Below are 19,279 nucleotides of genomic sequence, written 5' to 3'. Positions count from 1 at the left end.
AGAGCTGCTTGCGATTCGGATCTGCAAGCAGCTGTCGGGCTGAACGAGGCGCTTCCGCTTTTCTAATGTCGTAATTTAAGTGATTAAAGAGTGCCTAATATCAAAATGAATGGTACCATAAGATATGTAATTGTAAGACGTTTAAAGGAAGTGAATATGATGAATAATCAAGCGGGGCGAGATAAGAATAAATATATAGAGGGATTATTGGCTCAATTGGTTGCAAAAGCCGACGTAAAGCAATTTGAGAAAACCATTCGAAATAATATTCTATTAAAAAAGCAATCTGCAAAGGATGAGCAAGATTATTTTGATCGCTTAATGCTAAATATTACGTATTTTGTTGAAAATAAAGCAGCATGGACAAAAATTATTCAACAGACATTTGGGCAAGGAATTGTGCCACAACGAGAAATGGTCGAAAGTGAAGCACTTGCCCAGCAAATGCGTATTCGCCAATTCGTGGCTGAAAAAACGGAAGATTATACGAAGTTGTTTCATAGTCAGTATAAGGCATTAAAAGTAACGGAAGAGGCCGTTGTTTATGATTACGCCTACGCTTCTGTGGAACATTCTTTACGATTTGATTTTTTAACATACGTTACACTTCAGCCTGATGCGATCATGCTAGTACAAGGTGACTTTGATGAGACGGTACGTATTATTGATGGCTACGTTGCGTATTATGCAGATCAATTTGTTAATGGGATGGAACTTTTATAGGGAGGAAACAACATGCAATCACCATATACATTTGTTCATACGGCACCGCTACCAAGTAACGGTAAACAGCCGGCCATCTTTTTATTACATGGTCTAGGAAGTAATGAACAGGATTTACTACAATTAGTTGAGGACTTTAAATCGCAATGTCACATTTTTAGCTTACAAGGACCAATTGCGCATTCGCCCGGCTATGCATTTTATACATTTGAAGAAGAGGGAAGACCTACTCGTGAAGTATTCGATAAAGTTATTCAATATACACAAGCGTTTATTTTTGAAGCGATTCAGGAATATGATCTTGATATGGAGAAAATTTATATTGTTGGCTTCAACCAAGGAGCAGTACTAGCACAGACACTCGCTCTTGTGATGGGAAGTGCAATTCGTGGAACCGCAGCGCTAAGTGGCTATATTCCAGAATTTGTTGCAGTGGAATATAATAAGCTTCCAATGGATAAATCGAAAATTCTTATCTCTCACGGAGAGTATGATTATGTGTATCCACTCCAATGGGGAAAAGGAAGTGCAGCGTTTTTCACAGATTACGGTGCAGAAGTTACGTTTAAAACATTTGAAGATGGTCATGGGGTAACACCAGAAGTGAAGCAAGCTTTAATTGCCTTTATTGCAGAGGATGGAATTTCAGAAATAAACTAAAGAAAGGGGAAGTGCCAATTCAAGCACTTCTCCTTCTTTTTATCATGGTGGATAAGCAAGTATAAAGTTCAATGAGCATCCTATTTTAGCTTGAAATCGGCTTGCTAAATAAGTAAAGAGGCTTCGTCAAGGGACATTGGTTTGTAGAAGTAATAGCCCTGACCAATTTGACATCCCATGTTTTTTAGGTTTTCAAGTTGATCCAATGTTTCAATTCCTTCTGCAACAGCCTTCATTTTTAAATTCGATGCAAGCTGTACAATCGTTTGAACAACTGCATACATCCCGGGATTATCCATTCCGTTAATAAAGCTTCTATCGATTTTTATTTCTCTAAATGGCAGCTGCTGTAAATAACTTAATGAAGAAAAGCCTACACCAAAGTCATCAATGGAGCTTTCTATACCATTCTCCTTCAGCAGAGATAAAATGTTTTTAGCTCGTGAAAGATCGACTAGCTCTACACTTTCGGTCACCTCAAGCTTAATTAAATAAGGGGGTACATTGTATTGCTGAACTAAGGATATAAAATCCTGTACAAAAGACGCCTCATAAAAATGGTCGGGTGAAATATTGACAGCAATTGGAACGACCTTTTCACCTTGCAATAGGCGAAGCTGTAGCCAACGTAAGACCTTCGTTAATACTCTTTTGTCTATTTCCTTTATTTTTCCTGCCTGTTCTGCAATAGGTATAAACGTTGCAGGAGAAATCACCCCAAGTACGGGACTATACCAACGACACAATGCCTCAAACCCCTCAATTTCTAATGTATGAATATTCATTTTCGGTTGAAGAGCAACAGTGAATTCATCATTTCTTAGTGCAAGAGTAAGCTGGTTTAAGGTATCCATTTCAAGCTGTAGCTTAGCCGTACTATCCTCTTCGAAAAATGCAATATTCGTTCCACTTATTCCACGTGCTTTCGATAACGCAACATCCGATTTACGAATACTATCATCAACATTACTTTCTGTATCAAAGTAGCCTACACCAATTTTTAAAGTTATATATAGCTCCTGACCGTGAATAAGGTAAGGGGCAAGAGTAAGCTGTCTAACACAGGACTCATATTGAGTTAAGTTTAGCCTGCTATTTTTATAGGCAACAATAATAGATGAACTTGAAAATTTTGCAATAAAATCATAAGGATATTGATTCTCATATTGGCTTAGACGATCCACCATTTGGCGCAATACATCATCACCAGCTCGTCTTCCGTACAAATCGACTATTTGAGAATATTCACCTGGCTGGATAGTAAAGATAATACCTTCAAGTCCTTGCTCAATCCATTAGGTTAATTCCGTTTGAAAATAATGCAAATTAGGTAGGTTTGTTGCGCTATCATAATAAGCAAGCTGTCTGAGCTGCTGTGTTTGTGCGGCGTATTTAATAGCCAATGATATGACAGGCGCTAAACGATTTAAAAAGTCGATATCAGTTTGCTTTAGTATCGGTTCATTTTCAAAATAAAAAGTAAAAAAACCGACTATTGCATCTTTAGAATCACAAATAGGCTTTGACCAGCTACATCGAATAGGGAATCTTAAAGGTGCTGCTAGTGTATTTTCTATTTTGCGTAAAGATGAAATCTCTGTTGGCTTAAATTTTTTTACATACACTGTTTCACAGTCACTCGTTAAATAGCATTTAAATTCATTATCCTGTATAGCGGAAGCTATTTTTTTAGGTAAAGAGCTAACTGCTGTCACGTAAGTCGATTGATCTGTTCCTATTAAATGAATAGCACAGTAAACATTCCGTGTATAGTACGTTTCAATTTGTGTTGTAATGAGCTGTAAAATATGTTCAAGCTCGCCACCTTTTTCAATATCTCGATACACCTCATGCTCTAACTTCGAGAGCATTTTATAAAGTGTTTGAAACGTCACATCGGTAAAATGAACCATTATAAATTGGACTTTTTCATTTTCATCCTGAATCGGATGTGCTGTTATTTCATTCCAAAATGGGCTAGCATCCCTTTGGTAATGGAGTATTCTTGTTTTAATTGGTTTAAAATTTTTTAAATGGTGCTGTAATTCATTGTTTAATTTAGTATCGGTTTTTAAGCCATTAAGAATATCTAAATTTTTTCCTATTAAATCTAGTTTCGAATAACCAGTTAGTTCTGTAAAAGCTTCATTTGAATACATTATAGATAACAGTTCGTCGTGTGGATTAATAATTGCAACCCCAGTACTATATTGCTCGCAAATGTTACAGAGCGAGGAAAACAACTGTTCCTTTGATAGGGGCTTGATGTTTTGTGCTAGCACTCCTATATTTCCCCCTAAGTAAGAAAAATTTATCTAAATCAATTTCACAATTGGTATTTTCATCAAAAAATACGAACAATCGAAATCTATATAAATTGATTATTCGTGATTCTAATTTGGAAAGCTATGTAGATGAAATTGACTAATCTAAAAAAAGTATATCAAATTTAGAAAAAAATAAGAATATTATTTTAAAAAGAGCTATGTTATTTTTCTTGCTAGAATTTTATCAATTCAATGTCTCAATTAAGTCTGCACGTCTAATCCTATCTATAAAATTGATACAAAAAAACATACGTAAAAAGCCTTGTTTATCCAAAGGTGTTTTCATACTAATTAACCGATTTTGTAGGTTATAAACGTATAGATTGCTTTTAAAGGTTAATCGTTTGTTTTAAAGCAATCCATTTCTCTTGAATAACATCTTTTTCAATAGAACTGAATAGTCGATAGTTTTCATCATCTATAATTCGGTAATGATTGCTTAAAACATTTTGTTGTAGACGATAGCCTTCTAGCTCTTCAACATTTCGCCACCAAATATACCCGCCCATTGTTTTTTCTTTAGGTCGTATGATGATGTCATGTGCCGTTAGTTCAATAACGTCCATAGGATCTCCACCGAACGCATTTTGTAAAATAGAGCTCTCACGGAATAATGCACAAATGGCAACAGTTGTCGTCCAGCCGGCAGAAATTCTTCCTTTTTCAATTTGGACAAGTGTTTTTTTGGAGATACCTAATATGTCAGCCATTTTATCTTGTGTATAATTACTTTCTGTTCTTATGAGCTTCAATTTTTCTGTCACGATATCCGTTACATGTTCACGGTCCAATAAAATCACCTTTTCGTGTAAATTTACTCTTACATCGTACAATGAATGTTGTGGAATTGGAACTAAAATGCATGAAAAAGCAGCTATCTTTCCGTTTCTTTCTAATACGATCAGGATAGCTGTTTATATAAAGTATTTTATATTGGAGAGTTAATTTCATAAATCATTTTGCCAGCATCAAATACGAACATTACAGAAACAAAAAATCGAATATTCATACTGTTATGCTATAAGTGGTCGTTCGATTTGAATGTTCGTGATACTTCTTAAAAAGAGTATTTATAATATTGACTAAGGTTAATTAGCATAGGTTTCATAGAAATGATAAAGTACTTCCTTTCCTTTTTCATCTACGAGAAGCTTTTCCTTCTGCATAAGCGTAACCTTTGTTTTATCATCGAGGATAACGCCCTCGTCTATTGTTAAATATACTGTAACATGTCCGTCAAGTGCTAAAGCATTTTGTTGATCTACCGAAAATGAATAGCTATCAAATAAGTTTGGCAGCCATGTCCCTGTAACTTTTAATACACTTGAAGCACCATTTTCTTCATAATGCCATTGAACGTCACGTAGTATAGATTTAAATAAGTCATTTACTGTAAAAGTATGATTATTATAAGTGATTTCGATTGCGCGAATTGAATGTACATCCTGAGAAATCGCAGATGCCGCTTCATCGGCAGCAGAGTTTATACCAGAAGCCGCTTCCTTTAAATCTTGAAATGTATCTCCACACCCAGCCAATGTAAATGCAAGTATAGTCGTTATAATTGCTGCACTAAATTTCCGCATAGGTAAACCTCCCGTTAAAACTAATAATTACCTTCATATTACTAAAAGATTGATCGAGATAAACGACTACTTTTAGATGGATTGTGACTATTTTATAACAGATGTACAGGTAGGAGTTCGGACGAGAATGCAAAGGATGTCTTTGGAGCATTTTGAATCATTACAATCAGCTCACTTTGAAAGGAATGACCAAATGAAAATTGATGATGAAATGTTAGATAAATTAGGTGTTTATTTTGTTTATCATGAAGTGTACGATCGTTATGGAATTACCTTCGAAAGCTTTGTAGAACGATGGGTAAGAGGGATTTTAGACATCTAAAGCTTTGGCTTTTAAGCTACTACTACTTTATACTATGGAAAAAGAGAAGGTGCCTACTATTTTAGTAGGCACCCTCATTTGTTAAAACTTTTTCAAAATCCAGTCGTTTGCCTCTAGCCAGTTATTAACACGTACAACGTTAGTCGGTACTGGTAACTGATTATAAGGGGTATTAAATAAAACGACAGGTATATTTAGCTCTTCAGCAATCATAACAGCATTATCGTGCTTATCCTCGAAAAATGCCTGAACCTCGTGTTTTTTTGCCACTGAAATTTTATCATGACTACCAATTAATTCGATATGGTCATATGGTATACCCTGCTGTAAAAACCAATTTTGTGTAACGTCCATAACATTCATTCCACGTGCTGAGATATAGTATAGCTCGTAGCGATTTTGCCAGTCAGTTAAAATTGATTTTGCATTAGAGGCTAGCTCACTTGCAGCATACATGCTAGGTTCGTTTTCCTTAAACCAATGATTAAACTGATTACGGTCAATTGGGTAAGGAAAGGCACTTAAAAAATCGTATTCGATTACATCGTCTAATGTTATGTTGACTTTATATTCTTTATTAATATGAGGAATTAAAGTCGCCGGGCATGTAACGGTACCGTCAATATCAATACCAAAGCGCGGTTTAGTTATTGAAGTCATATTTATTCTCCTTATAGAGAATTAGCTGCTTCTTCTGCTGCACGTTGTTCAAGCATTTCAGAGGCTAATTTATCGATTTCTTTTTTCAATTCTTCTACCATTGTTTCTTCAGGTACTTTACGAACTGTTTTGCCCTTCATAAATAGGAGTCCTTCGCCACGTGCACCAGCAATACCGATATCTGCCTCACGAGCTTCTCCTGGACCATTTACTGCACAGCCTAGAACAGCAACCTTTAATGGAACATTTAGTGTTGAAATATATTCTTCTACCTCGTTTGCAATAGCAATAAGGTCAATTTCGATACGACCACAAGTTGGACATGAAATTAAAGTAGCCATATTTGATGCAAGGCCAAATGATTTTAATAGCTCACGCGCTACCTTTACTTCCTCAACAGGATCAGCAGATAACGAGATACGTAAAGTATTCCCGATGCCTTTTGATAAAATAGCACCTAAACCTGCAGCTGATTTTACAGTCCCTGCAAATAAAGTTCCAGATTCAGTAATGCCTAAGTGTAGTGGATAGTCAAACGCTTTTGCAGCTTTTTCATATGCCTCGATTGCTAGGTTGACATCAGAGGCCTTCATCGACACGATAATATCATGGAAATCTAAGTCCTCTAAAATTTTTATATGGTGCAGGGCAGATTCAACCATACCGTCTGCAGTAGGGTAGCCGTATTTTTCTAGAATGTGGCGCTCTAATGAACCAGCGTTTACGCCAATACGAATAGGTACACCTTTCGCTTTTGCTGCATTTACTACAGCTTCTACTTTTTCGCGGCGGCCGATATTCCCGGGATTGATTCGTACTTTATCAACGCCAGCCTCGATAGCCTTTAACGCTAATTTATAGTCAAAATGAATATCCGCTACTAAGGGGATGTTAATTTGAGATTTAATAGCTGCTAATGCATCTGCCGCGCGTTCATCTGGCACAGCAACCCGTACAACTTGACAACCTGCTTCTTCTAAGCGTTTAATTTCTGCTACTGTTGCTTCTACATCATGTGTTTTAGTAGTACACATACTTTGAATATATAGTTCGTTACTGCCACCAATAGTTAAGTTACCGACACGAACAGGGCGTGTTTTTGTACGGTGAACGATTTCACTCATGAAAATTCTCTCCTTTTCAGGCTTTTTAAAAAGCCGTCACTCCAACCCTATTTTAGCAGTGTAGGAAAGAAAAAGACAAGGCAGAAACGCTGACTTTTCATTTTTGGCATTGATTATTAGCTTTTACCTTTATTGGTATTAGTATTCTCTCGCCCGCCACAAGTGCTTGCTTTTGCAAATGAGGGTTTATATCATAAAAAGCTGTAAGTCTTTCAGGGAAGGGAATTGCGACAGGAGATGGTGTTGTTGCAAATAGGCTATAAATTGTATCATTTGCTGCAACGCGAACATTGATATTTTCATACTGGTACGTTTCTTCGCATGTTTCCTCGTAAAAGCTAGCGAGTGGAATTGTCCCTTCCTCTAAATCAATTTTAATGACCAGAGCCAACGCAAATATGCAAATAGTTGATAAGAATAAACGCAAAAGAATCCCTCCTCGCTACACTATATGTGGGGAGGGGAGATTCATGCATACAAAAATTATGCTTTTGGTTGTTTAGGATATTTTGTGAAAGCTCCAATTACTAGTGTCATCGTAATAAATACACCTATCAATGTTGCAGCTGTACTAGAAATTTGAAGAATGGCAAAGAGTACAGAAAGTAGGGTTGCCCATGTAATCGCAAAGGCTGCAGTTCGCCAAACTTGGCGGTACTCTCCGCGTCGCTTCATCGATTTCATAATATAGAATCCTGCTAACGCATATAGACTAATACGTAAAAATAGTAAAAGAGAATTCATCACAAATAAAAAAATAAAGGCGAATGGATAAAGTAGCCATTTAATATTGGAAATATAATCTGTTAAGCCTTCAATATTAAATAAATCATCTGTGATCCCTGAAGTAAATCTTCCGAACGAAAAAACGGTAATAAATGTGCTTAATAAAAATACATATTGTATCACTTTACCGATTGGCAAGATTCTATAAGCTGCTAGTTTTTTAGGGTGGATTAAGCTATCAATAAATAGTTGCGAGTGTTTCATTTTTTTCCCTCCAAACGCAAGTTTAACATGTTTCGTTCATTTGGAAAATCTTTAGTCTCTGTAGTGAAACTTATCCGTAGTTAAGTCGTATAGTTAGAAAAGGAGAGGTGTCAATTGGATATTGTTGCATGGATACTCATAATTGCATGTTTTATTATTGCCTTCGTTGGACTAATTTACCCGATTATTCCATCTGTAGTCTTTATTCTCGCAGGCTTCATTGTTTACGGGATTTTTTATAGCTTCGGTGAACTACCGTGGTGGTTTTGGTTAATTCAAGTTCTATTTGTTGTGCTACTGTTTGCAGCAGACACAGTATCAAATCTTATTGGGGTGAAAAAATTCGGAGGCTCCAAGGCGGGAATGTGGGGTAGTACAATCGGTCTATTAGTAGGACCATTTCTTATCCCGTTTGCCGGAATTATTCTAGGCCCATTTCTAGGTGCTATATTAGCAGAGCTCATCGTAACAAAGACAACCTGGCAGCAGGCTGTTAAAACAGGTGTGGGGTCTCTCGTTGGATTTTTAACTTCAATTGTCACAAAGGGTACTATACAAGCGATCATGATCGCGATTTTTATCTTCGCGATTTAAAAAACGTTGAGGCACCAGTTTACAACTGTATGCTTCAACGTTTTTATTATAATTTAAATAAAGGAAGGTTACATCGTAACGCTAGCTTATTAGCTTGAGCATCGATAGAGAGAAATTTTAATCGCGCATTTAAGTTTCGCTGTTCAATATATGAGCCGATAACGGAATGATGAACGTGAATTTCATTCAGCTTATATTTATTCATCGTATAACTGGATGGGAGAGGGCACAATAAAATCCGGTCATCCCGTTTTAAAATCTGAATTAAATGAATTGCTGATTGAGCCGCTAATAGCTTAGAAAAATCACCATAAGTTTTAAGGCCATTGAGTTCATCTAGTACGGTTTTACATACAACTAGTGTATACCCTTGCTCTAATAATTGATCTAATTGCTCACGCTTCGAAATAAAAATCGTTGTGTCAACTGCAATAAATTGTCCATTTGGATTAATAGCTCTATAGTTTTTAGCTGTTTGTTCTTTTTGCGCCTCCATTTTTTTAGCTTCAATTATCTCATCTACTGATTGTCGATCATCGTTATTCATCAGATGGGCTGGAATTGTTCCTTGATGAGAAATTCGAGAAAGCTTCCCGTGAATTGGGAAGGTCCGCTGTAGTGTCACGAGCTGTTGTTTTCTTTCATGTATGTATACCGTATGTTGCGCTTCCATTCTCGCTTCAAATATTTGGCCGATATAAAATATAAATAAAATGCCGAGTAAAATTGTTATAACAATAACATTGATAGGGTGATCGTTTAATTCGATATTCTTAAGCAACAATGAAATGGCTAAGGTCATAATCAAATATACGTAACCTTTAAGTTTTGCGCCTGAATAAAGCTGGCCTAAACCCGGAAACAAAACACTCCAAATAGTAGCAAGCTGATGATGCGGTTTCTCGGGTCGACTATAATGTAAAAATAAAAGACATAGGGTAAGGATTAAAAAACTGACAATAGAATTAAAAAGTAAAAGCATATGTCCTCCTTTCATTTAGTAGTTTAGTTAAAAAAGAGATGGGTGTAAAAGGGTATAAAGGAAAATGAATAAAAAGGATGGTAATAATTATTTAATGAAATAATCCTTGTATTTTTTGGTGGTAATATAGTTTTATTCGAAAGAGTTATAATTAGGTATTAAAAACTATGTTAAGTTTGGTTGAGAGATTGGATTCTTTGTTTAATCATTACAATACATAATTATTAAAGGAGATAGATTGCTATTATTCCGTCAAAAGGCTGAATTGTTATATCACGATTAATTTTATTTGAATGACCAGGCTAATTTTGATAACCTATTAGAGGATTCATCATTATTTTTATTTCCAAGGAGGAACTTAACATGGCATACGAATTACCACAATTAACTTACGCTTATGATGCATTAGAACCGCATATTGACGCACGTACAATGGAAATCCACCATTCAAAGCACCACGCTACATATGTAGCAAACGTAAACGCTGCTTTAGAAGGCACTGAATTCGCTAATAAAGATATTAACGAATTAATCGCTAACTTAGACGCTGTTCCAGCTGACAAGCAAACAGCAGTACGCAACAACGGTGGCGGTCACGCTAACCACACATTATTCTGGGAAGTAATCGCTCCAGGCGGTTCAAATACGCCAGTAGGTGAAGTGGCAAAAGCAATCGATGCAAAATTCGGTTCATTTGACGCTTTCAAAGAAGAGTTCGCTAAAGCTGCAACAACTCGTTTTGGTTCTGGCTGGGCATGGTTAATCGTTGATGGTGACGGTGTAGCTATTACTTCAACACCAAACCAAGACTCTCCAGTTATGGAAGGTAAAACACCAGTGCTAGGCTTAGACGTTTGGGAGCATGCTTACTACTTAAACTACCAAAATCGTCGTCCAGACTACATCGGTGCATTCTGGAACGTAGTGAACTGGGACGTAGTAGAGAAAAAGTTCCAAGAAGCTAAGTAATCGCGAAGATTCTAGCTGTTCTTAGAAATCTATAGCTTGCACCAGAAGCAAAGGGACAGGTGCAAAACTGATTCTTAAAACTAAAAAAACAGTCGATCTGAATTATTAGATCGACTGTTTTTTATTGTTGTTAGTTACATAACGGGTGAACTTAGAAGGAAATTATTTCTTTTATGAAGAATAAGTATAGTTGTATACGTAAGCGGTATATAACTGAAGAGAAAATTATTTAGAAGGGGACGTTTATAGATGGGGATTTTATCAAAACTAAGAGATGATTATGTAATTTGGCATGCAAATCGAATTACAATTCCACCGTTTGCACCTAGCAGAGTTGTGAGAAAGCAGCTGATTTTTTCTGGAAGAGTACAAATGGTTGGCTTTCGTTTAGAGTTGTATCGGATAGCACAAAGGCTCGAATTAACGGGATGGGTAAAAAATTTAGAGAATGGAGATGTAGAAGCTGAAATACAAGGAGAAGAGATGAAAATTGTCTTCCTTATAGACAGTATGAAATCCTTGAAACGAGCAGCTGTAAAAAATGTACAAATAATAGAAAGAACAAATGTTGAAGGAGACAGTGTGTTTACTATAGTGAAATAAGACTTGAATTTGAAAAAGACAGCGTGGATAAGGTAATAAATTTCACTCTCTTATTCTACTAAACATTATTTGAAAGCTTTGATTATCTATCATATGTTTTAGCTCATATTCAGTATATTTTCCATACATCGTTTCAAAGGCTAAGGAATAGCGCGTGCCGTATTGAGTATTTTTTAAAAGAGTCAAATTTCCAACAGGGATAAGTTTTAAATTTAATGTAGAAAGATCATCAACTTCAAATGAATACCTAGAGATGTTCTGGATAGTTGTAGCCTCGTTTGTACCAAGTACTACTTCATATCTAACTGCTTTTACAAGAACTTCAGTAGCACGGTCATTTAGGTCTACAACAAAGCTATTCACACTTTCGATTTGAAGGCCTGGGTTATTTACTAGCTCAATTAGAGTTTGATGTGCATAGATTTCAGGTTGATACTTTTCATTCGAGAGGTTAAAGAGAAGAATACAACATAGAATAAGAACTTTCGTAAACATCATTAACAGCCCTCCGTTCCGTAATGTGTTATTTGGAGAATGCACAGACGTCTTTCAAAGCGGGCATGATACTAGTGATAAGAAGCCTTACACTAAAGTATCATACACGCAAGAAGGACATTACTATAGTTTATGAAGATACGGAGAGTCGAATGACTGTTTCGAAATTAGCGATAGATACGTGAACGATGTATTCCTTTTTCCTATCACCATTGCTTAATTGTAAGGTGTATTGTCCGGGTGAAAAGAAAGCCAGTTCAATTCCTTGATCATCACGTGCTATTTTATACAAGCTGCTATTAACCGTTTGACCGAATTGATCTTGTACGGTTGCTGTGGTAGGTATAAAGGGAAGGGCTAAATCTTTATTTAAATAATACTGTGCATTATGTGTTAAATTCTCCAGTAAATCTAACTGTTCAACTCGCAATGATAGCTTCCCGTTGATTTTTTCTACATGGACATTATAAAGCTCGTATTTTTTTTGTTGAACCGTAGATGCTAACGATGGTCCCGCTAATAGCAGTTTACTAGTACCGACAGCTAGTGGGAGTAGTTTAATTTGATCCTTGTTGCCAATGATTTTATAAACTCCTGCTTCGGATTGATTGTCGGTAAACTGTAAAAATCCATAATTCTCGGCTATTATGTTTAATGAATTGCTGACGTTCGTTAGAGCTTCGACACGGGCTATAAATACCGCTAGATGTCCACGTGTGACAGCGCTATTTAAATCAAAGGTTGTAGCGGTTATGCCACTTGTAATTCCGTTATAATATAATGCACTTACATATGTATAGGAGGCTGAACCTTTTTTCACATCTGTGAAAGGTAGGTCAATATTTTCTGCCTTTAGTTTAAACGCTCTTGCTAAAATGATTGCCATTTGTTCACGTGTAATAGGATCATTAGGTCTAAATGAACCATCAGAATGGCCATTAATGATGCCCCTCTGTGCTAAGGCTGAAATAACACGATAGTTTTTGTGAGTTGTTGGCACATCAGTAAAATGCGCCGTAGCATTGGCAGTGTCTAGTTTTAATACACCAGCTAAAATTATAGCTGCATGTCCTCTAGTCACTACATTATTTGGCCGAAATGTTCCGTCACCATAGCCATTAACAATACCTCGATCCACTAAACTTTGTATTGCTTTACCCATTTCGGTATGGTGATCAACATCAGTGAAATCATTAGCAAATACTGTATGCGCCGCTACAATAACAGAGCTGGCGACAAGTGTAGATAGGAATAGTTTTTTGTTCATAACGAGACCCCCGTATTAAATTATTGCAGCTAAAAAAGCAAGAATCCCTCCGATTAAAGAGGATGAAATGTAAAAACATGCTTTAGCATATCGCTTTTCGGCCATGAGTTGAATGGCTTCATAGCTAAAGGTAGAAAAAGTTGTAAAAGCACCTAGAAACCCTATACCCCCAAAAGATAAATAGCCTAAAGATAGATTAGAGCTCATGACAAGCCCTAAAGCATAGGAACCTAGAATATTAACGGAAAATGTTGCAATAGGAAATCCACTTTTCATATGAGCCTTTAGGAATATACTTATTAAATATCGGCTAATAGCGCCTAAAAATCCACCTAGTGCAATGAATATCATTTTCGTTCACCAACCTTCGTCAATTTTACTCCTAAAAGGCTGAGCGAAAGTCCAGCAAGGATTGAAAGACTAACATACAGCGTAGCAATGATATAGTTTCCTGCTTGGATTAATGTGACGACCTCTGAGCTAAAGGTAGAAAAAGTAGTGAACGCACCAAGCACGCCAGTTGTAATGGAAAGCTTAAGAACAGAACTTGTTATTATTGATTGACTTGTTAATATAAAGCCAAGTAAAAAGCTGCCTATACAATTGCATAAAAATGTAGCGTATGGAAAGCCACCACTATATGGAATCAATTCACCTAAAAAAGCACGTAGTAATGCTCCAAAGGCCCCTCCAATTCCAACTGCTATAATGTTCATTATTTCACCTCAGCTTTTTCTTATCTCTTATTTAACAAGAAACAGTGAAAAAAAGAAAGTCCGACAGCATTGTCAGACCATCTCTTATTTTTTACGTCGCCAAATGATATAAACTAATACGATTGCTAATACTAAAATAACTGCCCCGAATATTAATAATGTGAAGCCAGAATTGAATTTAGTTTCGCTAGGTGTATCGTCTGTTTTTGTCGTTAGCTCAACTTTTTCCGTCGGCCCTTCACCTGTACCTAACACTTTAATATCATCCTGTGCACTTGATAATAATGAAGTTCTAGAGCACATTGTAACTTGTAGCTCACCATCGACCTCCGTTGCGTACACGAGATATTCGTTATTCTCTATAAATTCAAACCCACAGCTTGCCGAATCTCTCATAGTAGAAGCGATAACTTGTGATTGTGTAACGCCTTTCCAGATTAAATCCACTTCAAATCTTACGAACAGTGGATCTGCTGAAGAAAAAGTTGGAAAATTAATATTTCTATCTTGAATGTCAATTACCTTACCAGAAAATACGGCTGCACTACGTTCTAATTCCTTTTCTGGACTGTCTGGAGGGACACATGAGCAGGCAAAGCTACTAGAAGGAAGGATAAAAAGTGTCAAAGCAATTGTAACAAGGAAAGTTAAACCCATGACTCGTTTCAAAAAATCACCGCCTTTATCGGATTAGACGGGTTAGACTTTAGGGAGTTACAGCGAATTTGCATCGAAAGAAACCTTTTAGGGATACGGTCGTCTATTTTGTAAATTAGAATAGAAGTATAGAATTTATAGCACGATATTGCTGTACAAGTACCTTTCTAATAAGTGTCGAAAATGCTATACTAAAATTTATGAACTTATAATATGTAATCCTTATGGGAATAAGTAGGAAGGGGAATATACAGTGCGAAATCAAACGCAAAATAATCGTGGCTCAAAGGCGAAGGCACAGCAACGTGCAAACCTTACGTTCCGCATGAATGTCCTTTTCTTTTCAATCTTTTTATTATTTTCATTGCTCATTTTCCGCCTAGGCTATTTGCAAATTGTTAAAGGTGAGGATTATGTAAGTAAGCTTGAAAGTAAAGAAGAGACACGTGTAAATACGAGTGTGCCACGTGGCCGAATTTTTGACCGCTACGGCCGTATTTTAGTAGATAATGACCCTGAAAATGCCATTACGTATACGAAAATGCAAACGACAAAAACAGATGAAATGCTCGAAGTCGCTGAAGAGTTAGCTAGACTAATTGAGCAGCCTATAGATCGTGTTACGCATCGCGATAAATTAGACTTTTGGATTCTTAGAAATCGCGAAGCTGCATTAGAAAAGGTAACAAAAAAAGAGATGGATGAATACCGTGCAGCTAACGAGGATTTAGAGGAGAAAGCAATCAATGCAGAGCATGATAAGCGTATACGGGAACGAATTACGGAAGAGGAGCTAGCACAGCTATCAGACTTTGATTTAGAGGTATTAGCTATTTACCGTGAAATGTCAGCAGGGTACTTCTTGTCACCGCAAATTATTAAAAGTGAAAATGTTACTTCAGAAGAGTTTGCTCGTGTATCAGAGCGACTTGCGGACTTACCAGGAGTCAATACGACAACAGACTGGAAGCGAGTTCGTCTAGCGCCGATCTCAATTTTAGGTCGTACAACAGTTCCAAGTAAAGGGATTCCGAAAAGTAAGCTGAACTTTTACCTTGCCCGTGATTATTCACGTAATGACCGTGTCGGAGAAAGTTATTTTGAAGCACAGTACGAGGAAATACTACAAGGTGAAAAATCGGTTGTTAAAAACTTAACGAATAAAAAAGGTCAGGTTGTTGAAACGGTGACAACTTTTCCTGGGGAGCCAGGTAAAGATTTAGTAACAACACTAGATTCTGAATTACAGGCTGAAGCAGAAAAAATTGTGGAGAAATATCTTTTAGAATTAAAAGCACAGGGTAGCTCAAGTCTACTAGACCGTGCATTCTATGTTATGATGGATCCCAATACAGGCGAGCTGCTATCTGTTGTAGGCAAAAAAATAGAGTATGATGAGGAAACAGGCGAGCGGTATATTGTTGACTATTCGTACGGCTCATTTACGACTTCCTATGAGGCGGGGTCAGCGATTAAGGCTGCAACTGTTTTAACCGGATACAATGAAGGTGTTATTTCGCCAGGCACTCCTTTAATCGATGAGCCTATTAAATTAGCAGGAGCAAATCCTAAAAGCTCTTTATTCAACCGTTCTTCACGTTTTTCTATGACTGATTTACAGGCGTTAGAGCGATCGTCTAACGTTTATATGTTTAAAATCGCCATGATGATGGGAGGCAATCCATCGTATTACTACAATATGCCGTTAAAATTAAAGGAAGATACGATTCAGCGTCTACGGAATGGCTATTCACAGTTTGGGCTAGGTGTTCCTACAGGCATTGACTTACCTGGAGAAACAGCAGGGGTAATTGGTGAGGTTGACCAGCCAGGTAAAATTCTAGATATTGCGATTGGTCAGTTTGATACGTATACAACCATGCAATTAGCACAGTATATTTCAACGATTGCAAATGGCGGCTACCGTGTTCAGCCTCGTATGTTAAAGGAAATTCGTAATCCTTCTTCTGATGGAGAAAAACTAGGGACGTTAGTTGATGAGGTGGAACCAAAAATATTAAACCGTATAGCTAACTCGGATGAAGAAATTGCGCATGTACAAGAGGGCTTACGTCGAGTTTATAATGGAACCCAAGGTACTGCTCGTAGTGCATTCGGTGATACACCTTATACAGCAGCAGGGAAAACCGGTACGGCCGAAGTAGTTTACTACGGACCGCAGCGAGATAAATGGAGAACAAATACTGTTAATATTGTTCACACCGGCTATGCACCATTTGAAAATCCTGAGGTAGCATATGCTGTTATGATTCCATGGGCAACTACGAACCCAAAACCATTGCCACACGCAAATAAAATTGCTCGTGAAATATTAGATAAGTATTTCGAATTACAGAAGAAATATAGCGAAAACGGAATTTCAACAAATACTGTGGAACAAACGATTCTTCCTGCCATTACAAAAGATAAATTGGATGAGGACGAAACGGAAGAAAAAGTGAATGAATAATTAGAAGAGAGGACTTCCTATTTTAAGGAGTCCTCTTTTTCTGTCGTTTACAAAACAAAACACTCCTTTACAAACGCTTAACATTCGATTTATATCCTCTCAATATAGGAATCTTATAGTAAAGCTTGTAAGAACACTTACTATGAAATCAATTGGAGGAAACTCAAGATGAAAAAGTGGAAGTACTTAAGCATGACAGCATTACTAGGTTCGGCATTATTTTTAGGAGCATGTGGCGATGATGCTGACAAAACATCAGCAGATAGCGATCAAGCAGAAGAAGGTACTGCACAGCTTTCAGGTGATGTAATCGGAGATGGTTCTTCAACTGTAGCACCTATTACAGAAGCGCTTGTAGAAGAATATTCGGGTGTACAAAAGGATGTCCGTGTATCAGTAGGTGTATCTGGTACAGGCGGTGGCTTTGAAAAATTCGTTAATGGTGAAACAGACTTTTCAAATGCATCTCGTCCAATTAAAGATACGGAAGCTAAAAGTCTAGAGGACGCGGGCATTGATTATACAGAATTTGAACTTGCTTATGATGGATTATCAGTTGTGATTCACCCAGAAAATACATGGGCAGCAAACTTAACTGTTGATCAACTAAAGCAGCTATGGGTTGAAGATGGTACAACAAAAAAATGGTCTGATATCGATCCATCTTGGCCAGATGAAGAGGTAGTATTCTACTCTCCAGGTGCTGACTCTGGTACGTATGATTACTTTGATGAAGTAATTTTAGACGGAGAAGACTTAGTTAAATCTGCTACTTTATCAGAGGATGATAATGTACTAGTTCAAGGTGTTGTAGCTGATAAAAATGCGATTGCCTTCTTCGGATATGCGTACTATTTAGCAAATGAAAGCAAACTACAAGTAGTTTCAGTTGATGGGGTAAAACCAACAAATGAAACAATTGAATCTGGTGAATATTCTCCACTTTCACGTCCGTTATTTGTCTATGTGAAAAATAGCGCGGTTAAGGACAATGAAGCAGCTTTAGACTTCATGAAGTATACACTTGAGAACGCTGGGGATATGGCTGAATCAACAGGCTATGTTCGTTTACCAGAGGAAAAATATGAAGAAGGTCTCGCTAAATTAGAGACTTTAAAATAACTAATATTGTGTGGTAGCTCGTTTTCTACCACACAATTTGTTTCGCATAAAGAAAGGAGTTTACAACATGGCTTCTCGAGGACTACAAGAGCAATCAATTCAAGAGATGATTGCGAAGTCTCGTAATAAAAAAGGAAAAAAATTAATGGAAAAAGCTATACCAATGGCATTATTTATTGCTGCTGCAATTTCAGTCTTAACAACATTTGGTATTGTCTTTACATTAATTTTCGAGACCTTTGAATTTTTTCAGAGAGTATCAATAACGGATTATTTATTCGGTACAGAGTGGTTACCGTTTTCAGGTAAGGAGCCGCTATACGGTGTTTTACCATTAATTTTAGGTACATTAAAAGTTACCTTACTAGCTGTGTTAGTCGCAGTACCATTTGGATTAGGCGCCGCTATTTTCTTAAGTGAATATGCTTCAGATAAAACGCGTCGTATGGTAAAGCCAGTACTAGAAGTGCTAGCAGGGGTTCCAACGATTGTATACGGATTTTTTGCCTTAACTTTCGTCACACCATTGCTACAAACATTGATACCATCGCTGAAAATATTCAACGCGCTTAGTCCTGGTATTGTAGTCGGTATTATGATACTGCCGATGATTGCTTCTATGTCTGAGGATGCTATGAGCTCAGTTCCTAACTCTATTCGTGAAGGCGCAATGGCATTAGGTGCTACAAAATTTGAGGTAGCAATAAAGGTAGTTTTACCAGCAGCACTTTCAGGGATCGTAGCTTCGACAGTGTTAGCTATTTCACGTGCAATTGGGGAAACGATGATTGTTTCACTAGCTGGGGGTTCAACGCCAAAGTTTGATTTTGGGGTAACAGACTCTATCCAAACAATGACAGCTTATATTGTTCAAGTATCAACTGGCGATGCAGGCTATGGCACAACAATATATTATTCAATCTATGCAGTTGGTTTCACACTATTTATCTTTACACTATTAATGAACCTACTAGCTCAATATATCTCGAAGCGCTTCAGAGAGGAGTATTAA

General features: G+C 37.0%; 23 protein-coding genes. 9 read left to right on the top strand and 14 right to left on the bottom strand.

The window, feature by feature from the left end; all coding sequences use genetic code 11:
- The first annotated feature begins 105 nt into the window (after positions 1 to 105).
- The gene (locus V4T18_RS04120) at positions 106 to 723 is read left to right on the top strand and encodes a DNA helicase (protein WP_332646829.1); all 618 of its coding nucleotides are present in this window, start codon (positions 106 to 108) and stop codon (positions 721 to 723) included.
- A 12-nt stretch (positions 724 to 735) separates the two neighbouring features.
- Positions 736 to 1,383: an alpha/beta hydrolase gene (locus tag V4T18_RS04115; RefSeq protein WP_332646827.1), complete on the top strand. Its 648-nt coding sequence runs from the start codon at positions 736 to 738 to the stop codon at positions 1,381 to 1,383.
- A gap of 104 nt (positions 1,384 to 1,487) precedes the next feature.
- On the opposite strand, the gene V4T18_RS04110 is transcribed toward V4T18_RS04115, so the two are convergent.
- The 4 genes from V4T18_RS04110 to V4T18_RS04095 all read right to left on the bottom strand — a co-directional run bounded on the left by V4T18_RS04110 (position 1,488) and on the right by V4T18_RS04095 (position 5,296).
- Positions 1,488 to 2,642: a putative bifunctional diguanylate cyclase/phosphodiesterase gene (locus V4T18_RS04110; RefSeq protein ID WP_332647016.1), complete on the bottom strand. Its 1,155-nt coding sequence runs from the start codon at positions 2,640 to 2,642 to the stop codon at positions 1,488 to 1,490.
- A 36-nt stretch (positions 2,643 to 2,678) separates the two neighbouring features.
- Positions 2,679 to 3,665 (bottom strand): PAS domain-containing protein, encoded by a 987-nt coding sequence (locus V4T18_RS04105; protein WP_332646825.1) that lies wholly within the window; start codon positions 3,663 to 3,665, stop codon positions 2,679 to 2,681.
- A 374-nt stretch (positions 3,666 to 4,039) separates the two neighbouring features.
- Positions 4,040 to 4,501 carry a helix-turn-helix transcriptional regulator gene (locus V4T18_RS04100; protein WP_332646823.1) on the bottom strand — a complete coding sequence of 154 codons (462 nt, stop codon included), beginning with the start codon at positions 4,499 to 4,501 and terminating at the stop codon, positions 4,040 to 4,042.
- Positions 4,502 to 4,798: 297 nt separating this feature from the next.
- Complete coding sequence (locus tag V4T18_RS04095) at positions 4,799 to 5,296, bottom strand: 23S rRNA methyltransferase (RefSeq protein WP_332646822.1); 498 nt, start codon at positions 5,294 to 5,296, stop codon at positions 4,799 to 4,801.
- 127 nt (positions 5,297 to 5,423) lie between these two features.
- On the opposite strand from V4T18_RS04095, the gene V4T18_RS04090 reads away from it, so the two are divergent.
- On the top strand, positions 5,424 to 5,618 hold the full coding sequence (locus V4T18_RS04090; RefSeq protein ID WP_332647022.1) for a hypothetical protein: 195 nt from the start codon (positions 5,424 to 5,426) through the stop codon (positions 5,616 to 5,618).
- 81 nt (positions 5,619 to 5,699) lie between these two features.
- Here V4T18_RS04090 and V4T18_RS04085 read toward each other — a convergent pair whose 3' ends face one another.
- The 4 genes from V4T18_RS04085 to V4T18_RS04070 form a co-directional block, all read right to left on the bottom strand.
- Complete coding sequence (locus V4T18_RS04085; protein WP_332647014.1) at positions 5,700 to 6,269, bottom strand: 5' nucleotidase, NT5C type; 570 nt, start codon at positions 6,267 to 6,269, stop codon at positions 5,700 to 5,702.
- 20 nt (positions 6,270 to 6,289) lie between these two features.
- A complete protein-coding gene (gene ispG / locus V4T18_RS04080) occupies positions 6,290 to 7,402 on the bottom strand; it encodes a flavodoxin-dependent (E)-4-hydroxy-3-methylbut-2-enyl-diphosphate synthase (protein ID WP_332646820.1) in 1,113 nt (370 codons plus the stop codon).
- A 97-nt stretch (positions 7,403 to 7,499) separates the two neighbouring features.
- Positions 7,500 to 7,829, bottom strand: a complete 330-nt coding sequence (locus V4T18_RS04075; protein ID WP_332646818.1) for a hypothetical protein — start codon at positions 7,827 to 7,829, stop codon at positions 7,500 to 7,502.
- Positions 7,830 to 7,885: 56 nt separating this feature from the next.
- Complete coding sequence (locus V4T18_RS04070; protein ID WP_332646816.1) at positions 7,886 to 8,392, bottom strand: DUF1189 family protein; 507 nt, start codon at positions 8,390 to 8,392, stop codon at positions 7,886 to 7,888.
- A gap of 114 nt (positions 8,393 to 8,506) precedes the next feature.
- Here V4T18_RS04070 and V4T18_RS04065 point away from each other — a divergent pair, with 114 nt between their 5' ends.
- Entirely contained in the window at positions 8,507 to 8,986 is a 480-nt protein-coding gene (locus tag V4T18_RS04065) for a DUF456 domain-containing protein (protein WP_332646815.1), read from the top strand.
- Positions 8,987 to 9,032: 46 nt separating this feature from the next.
- On the opposite strand, the gene V4T18_RS04060 is transcribed toward V4T18_RS04065, so the two are convergent.
- Positions 9,033 to 9,794, bottom strand: a complete 762-nt coding sequence (locus V4T18_RS04060) for a hypothetical protein (protein WP_332646813.1) — start codon at positions 9,792 to 9,794, stop codon at positions 9,033 to 9,035.
- A gap of 537 nt (positions 9,795 to 10,331) precedes the next feature.
- On the opposite strand from V4T18_RS04060, the gene V4T18_RS04055 reads away from it, so the two are divergent.
- On the top strand, positions 10,332 to 10,937 hold the full coding sequence (locus V4T18_RS04055) for a superoxide dismutase (protein ID WP_332646810.1): 606 nt from the start codon (positions 10,332 to 10,334) through the stop codon (positions 10,935 to 10,937).
- A gap of 249 nt (positions 10,938 to 11,186) precedes the next feature.
- Entirely contained in the window at positions 11,187 to 11,540 is a 354-nt protein-coding gene (locus tag V4T18_RS04050; protein ID WP_332646808.1) for an acylphosphatase, read from the top strand.
- A 42-nt stretch (positions 11,541 to 11,582) separates the two neighbouring features.
- Here the strand turns inward: V4T18_RS04050 and V4T18_RS04045 are convergent, their stop codons facing one another.
- The 5 genes from V4T18_RS04045 to V4T18_RS04025 form a co-directional block, all read right to left on the bottom strand.
- Positions 11,583 to 12,038, bottom strand: coding sequence for a hypothetical protein (locus V4T18_RS04045; RefSeq protein ID WP_332646806.1), 456 nt, complete (start codon positions 12,036 to 12,038; stop codon positions 11,583 to 11,585).
- A gap of 127 nt (positions 12,039 to 12,165) precedes the next feature.
- The gene (locus V4T18_RS04040) at positions 12,166 to 13,302 is read right to left on the bottom strand and encodes an S-layer homology domain-containing protein (RefSeq protein ID WP_332646805.1); all 1,137 of its coding nucleotides are present in this window, start codon (positions 13,300 to 13,302) and stop codon (positions 12,166 to 12,168) included.
- A 15-nt stretch (positions 13,303 to 13,317) separates the two neighbouring features.
- The gene (gene crcB / locus V4T18_RS04035) at positions 13,318 to 13,653 is read right to left on the bottom strand and encodes a fluoride efflux transporter CrcB (RefSeq protein ID WP_332646803.1); all 336 of its coding nucleotides are present in this window, start codon (positions 13,651 to 13,653) and stop codon (positions 13,318 to 13,320) included.
- Entirely contained in the window at positions 13,650 to 14,018 is a 369-nt protein-coding gene (crcB, locus tag V4T18_RS04030; protein ID WP_332646801.1) for a fluoride efflux transporter CrcB, read from the bottom strand. The genes crcB (V4T18_RS04035) and crcB (V4T18_RS04030) overlap by 4 nt, the downstream gene beginning before the upstream one ends.
- An 84-nt stretch (positions 14,019 to 14,102) precedes the next feature.
- Positions 14,103 to 14,687, bottom strand: coding sequence for a hypothetical protein (locus tag V4T18_RS04025; RefSeq protein ID WP_332646800.1), 585 nt, complete (start codon positions 14,685 to 14,687; stop codon positions 14,103 to 14,105).
- A gap of 241 nt (positions 14,688 to 14,928) precedes the next feature.
- Between V4T18_RS04025 and V4T18_RS04020 the strand changes: the two genes are divergently transcribed.
- From V4T18_RS04020 to pstC, 3 genes are all read left to right on the top strand, one after another.
- The gene (locus tag V4T18_RS04020; protein ID WP_442916898.1) at positions 14,929 to 17,145 is read left to right on the top strand and encodes a peptidoglycan D,D-transpeptidase FtsI family protein; all 2,217 of its coding nucleotides are present in this window, start codon (positions 14,929 to 14,931) and stop codon (positions 17,143 to 17,145) included.
- 168 nt (positions 17,146 to 17,313) lie between these two features.
- Positions 17,314 to 18,267 carry a PstS family phosphate ABC transporter substrate-binding protein gene (locus V4T18_RS04015; protein WP_332646798.1) on the top strand — a complete coding sequence of 318 codons (954 nt, stop codon included), beginning with the start codon at positions 17,314 to 17,316 and terminating at the stop codon, positions 18,265 to 18,267.
- Between the two features lie 67 nt (positions 18,268 to 18,334).
- Positions 18,335 to 19,279 (top strand): phosphate ABC transporter permease subunit PstC, encoded by a 945-nt coding sequence (pstC, locus tag V4T18_RS04010; RefSeq protein ID WP_332646797.1) that lies wholly within the window; start codon positions 18,335 to 18,337, stop codon positions 19,277 to 19,279.

It is taken from the genome of Lysinibacillus sp. 54212 (assembly GCF_036662795.1).
GTDB lineage: Bacteria > Bacillota > Bacilli > Bacillales_A > Planococcaceae > Lysinibacillus_B.
This window is presented reverse-complemented; position numbering and strand designations above follow the sequence as displayed.

Excerpts from the sequence above, each read along its gene's own strand:
- pstC (WP_332646797.1), top strand. The coding sequence starts at position 18,335 with ATGGCTTCTCGAGGACTACAAGAGCAATCAATTCAAGAGATGATTGCG.
- V4T18_RS04015 (WP_332646798.1), top strand. The coding sequence starts at position 17,314 with ATGAAAAAGTGGAAGTACTTAAGCATGACAGCATTACTAGGTTCGGCA.
- V4T18_RS04115 (WP_332646827.1), top strand. The coding sequence starts at position 736 with ATGCAATCACCATATACATTTGTTCATACGGCACCGCTACCAAGTAAC.
- V4T18_RS04120 (WP_332646829.1), top strand. The coding sequence starts at position 106 with ATGAATGGTACCATAAGATATGTAATTGTAAGACGTTTAAAGGAAGTG.
- crcB (WP_332646801.1), bottom strand. The coding sequence starts at position 14,018 with ATGAACATTATAGCAGTTGGAATTGGAGGGGCCTTTGGAGCATTACTA.
- ispG (WP_332646820.1), bottom strand. The coding sequence starts at position 7,402 with ATGAGTGAAATCGTTCACCGTACAAAAACACGCCCTGTTCGTGTCGGT.
- V4T18_RS04045 (WP_332646806.1), bottom strand. The coding sequence starts at position 12,038 with ATGATGTTTACGAAAGTTCTTATTCTATGTTGTATTCTTCTCTTTAAC.
- V4T18_RS04090 (WP_332647022.1), top strand. The coding sequence starts at position 5,424 with ATGCAAAGGATGTCTTTGGAGCATTTTGAATCATTACAATCAGCTCAC.
- crcB (WP_332646803.1), bottom strand. The coding sequence starts at position 13,653 with ATGATATTCATTGCACTAGGTGGATTTTTAGGCGCTATTAGCCGATAT.
- V4T18_RS04070 (WP_332646816.1), bottom strand. The coding sequence starts at position 8,392 with ATGAAACACTCGCAACTATTTATTGATAGCTTAATCCACCCTAAAAAA.
- V4T18_RS04095 (WP_332646822.1), bottom strand. The coding sequence starts at position 5,296 with ATGCGGAAATTTAGTGCAGCAATTATAACGACTATACTTGCATTTACA.
- V4T18_RS04050 (WP_332646808.1), top strand. The coding sequence starts at position 11,187 with ATGGGGATTTTATCAAAACTAAGAGATGATTATGTAATTTGGCATGCA.
- V4T18_RS04055 (WP_332646810.1), top strand. The coding sequence starts at position 10,332 with ATGGCATACGAATTACCACAATTAACTTACGCTTATGATGCATTAGAA.
- V4T18_RS04040 (WP_332646805.1), bottom strand. The coding sequence starts at position 13,302 with ATGAACAAAAAACTATTCCTATCTACACTTGTCGCCAGCTCTGTTATT.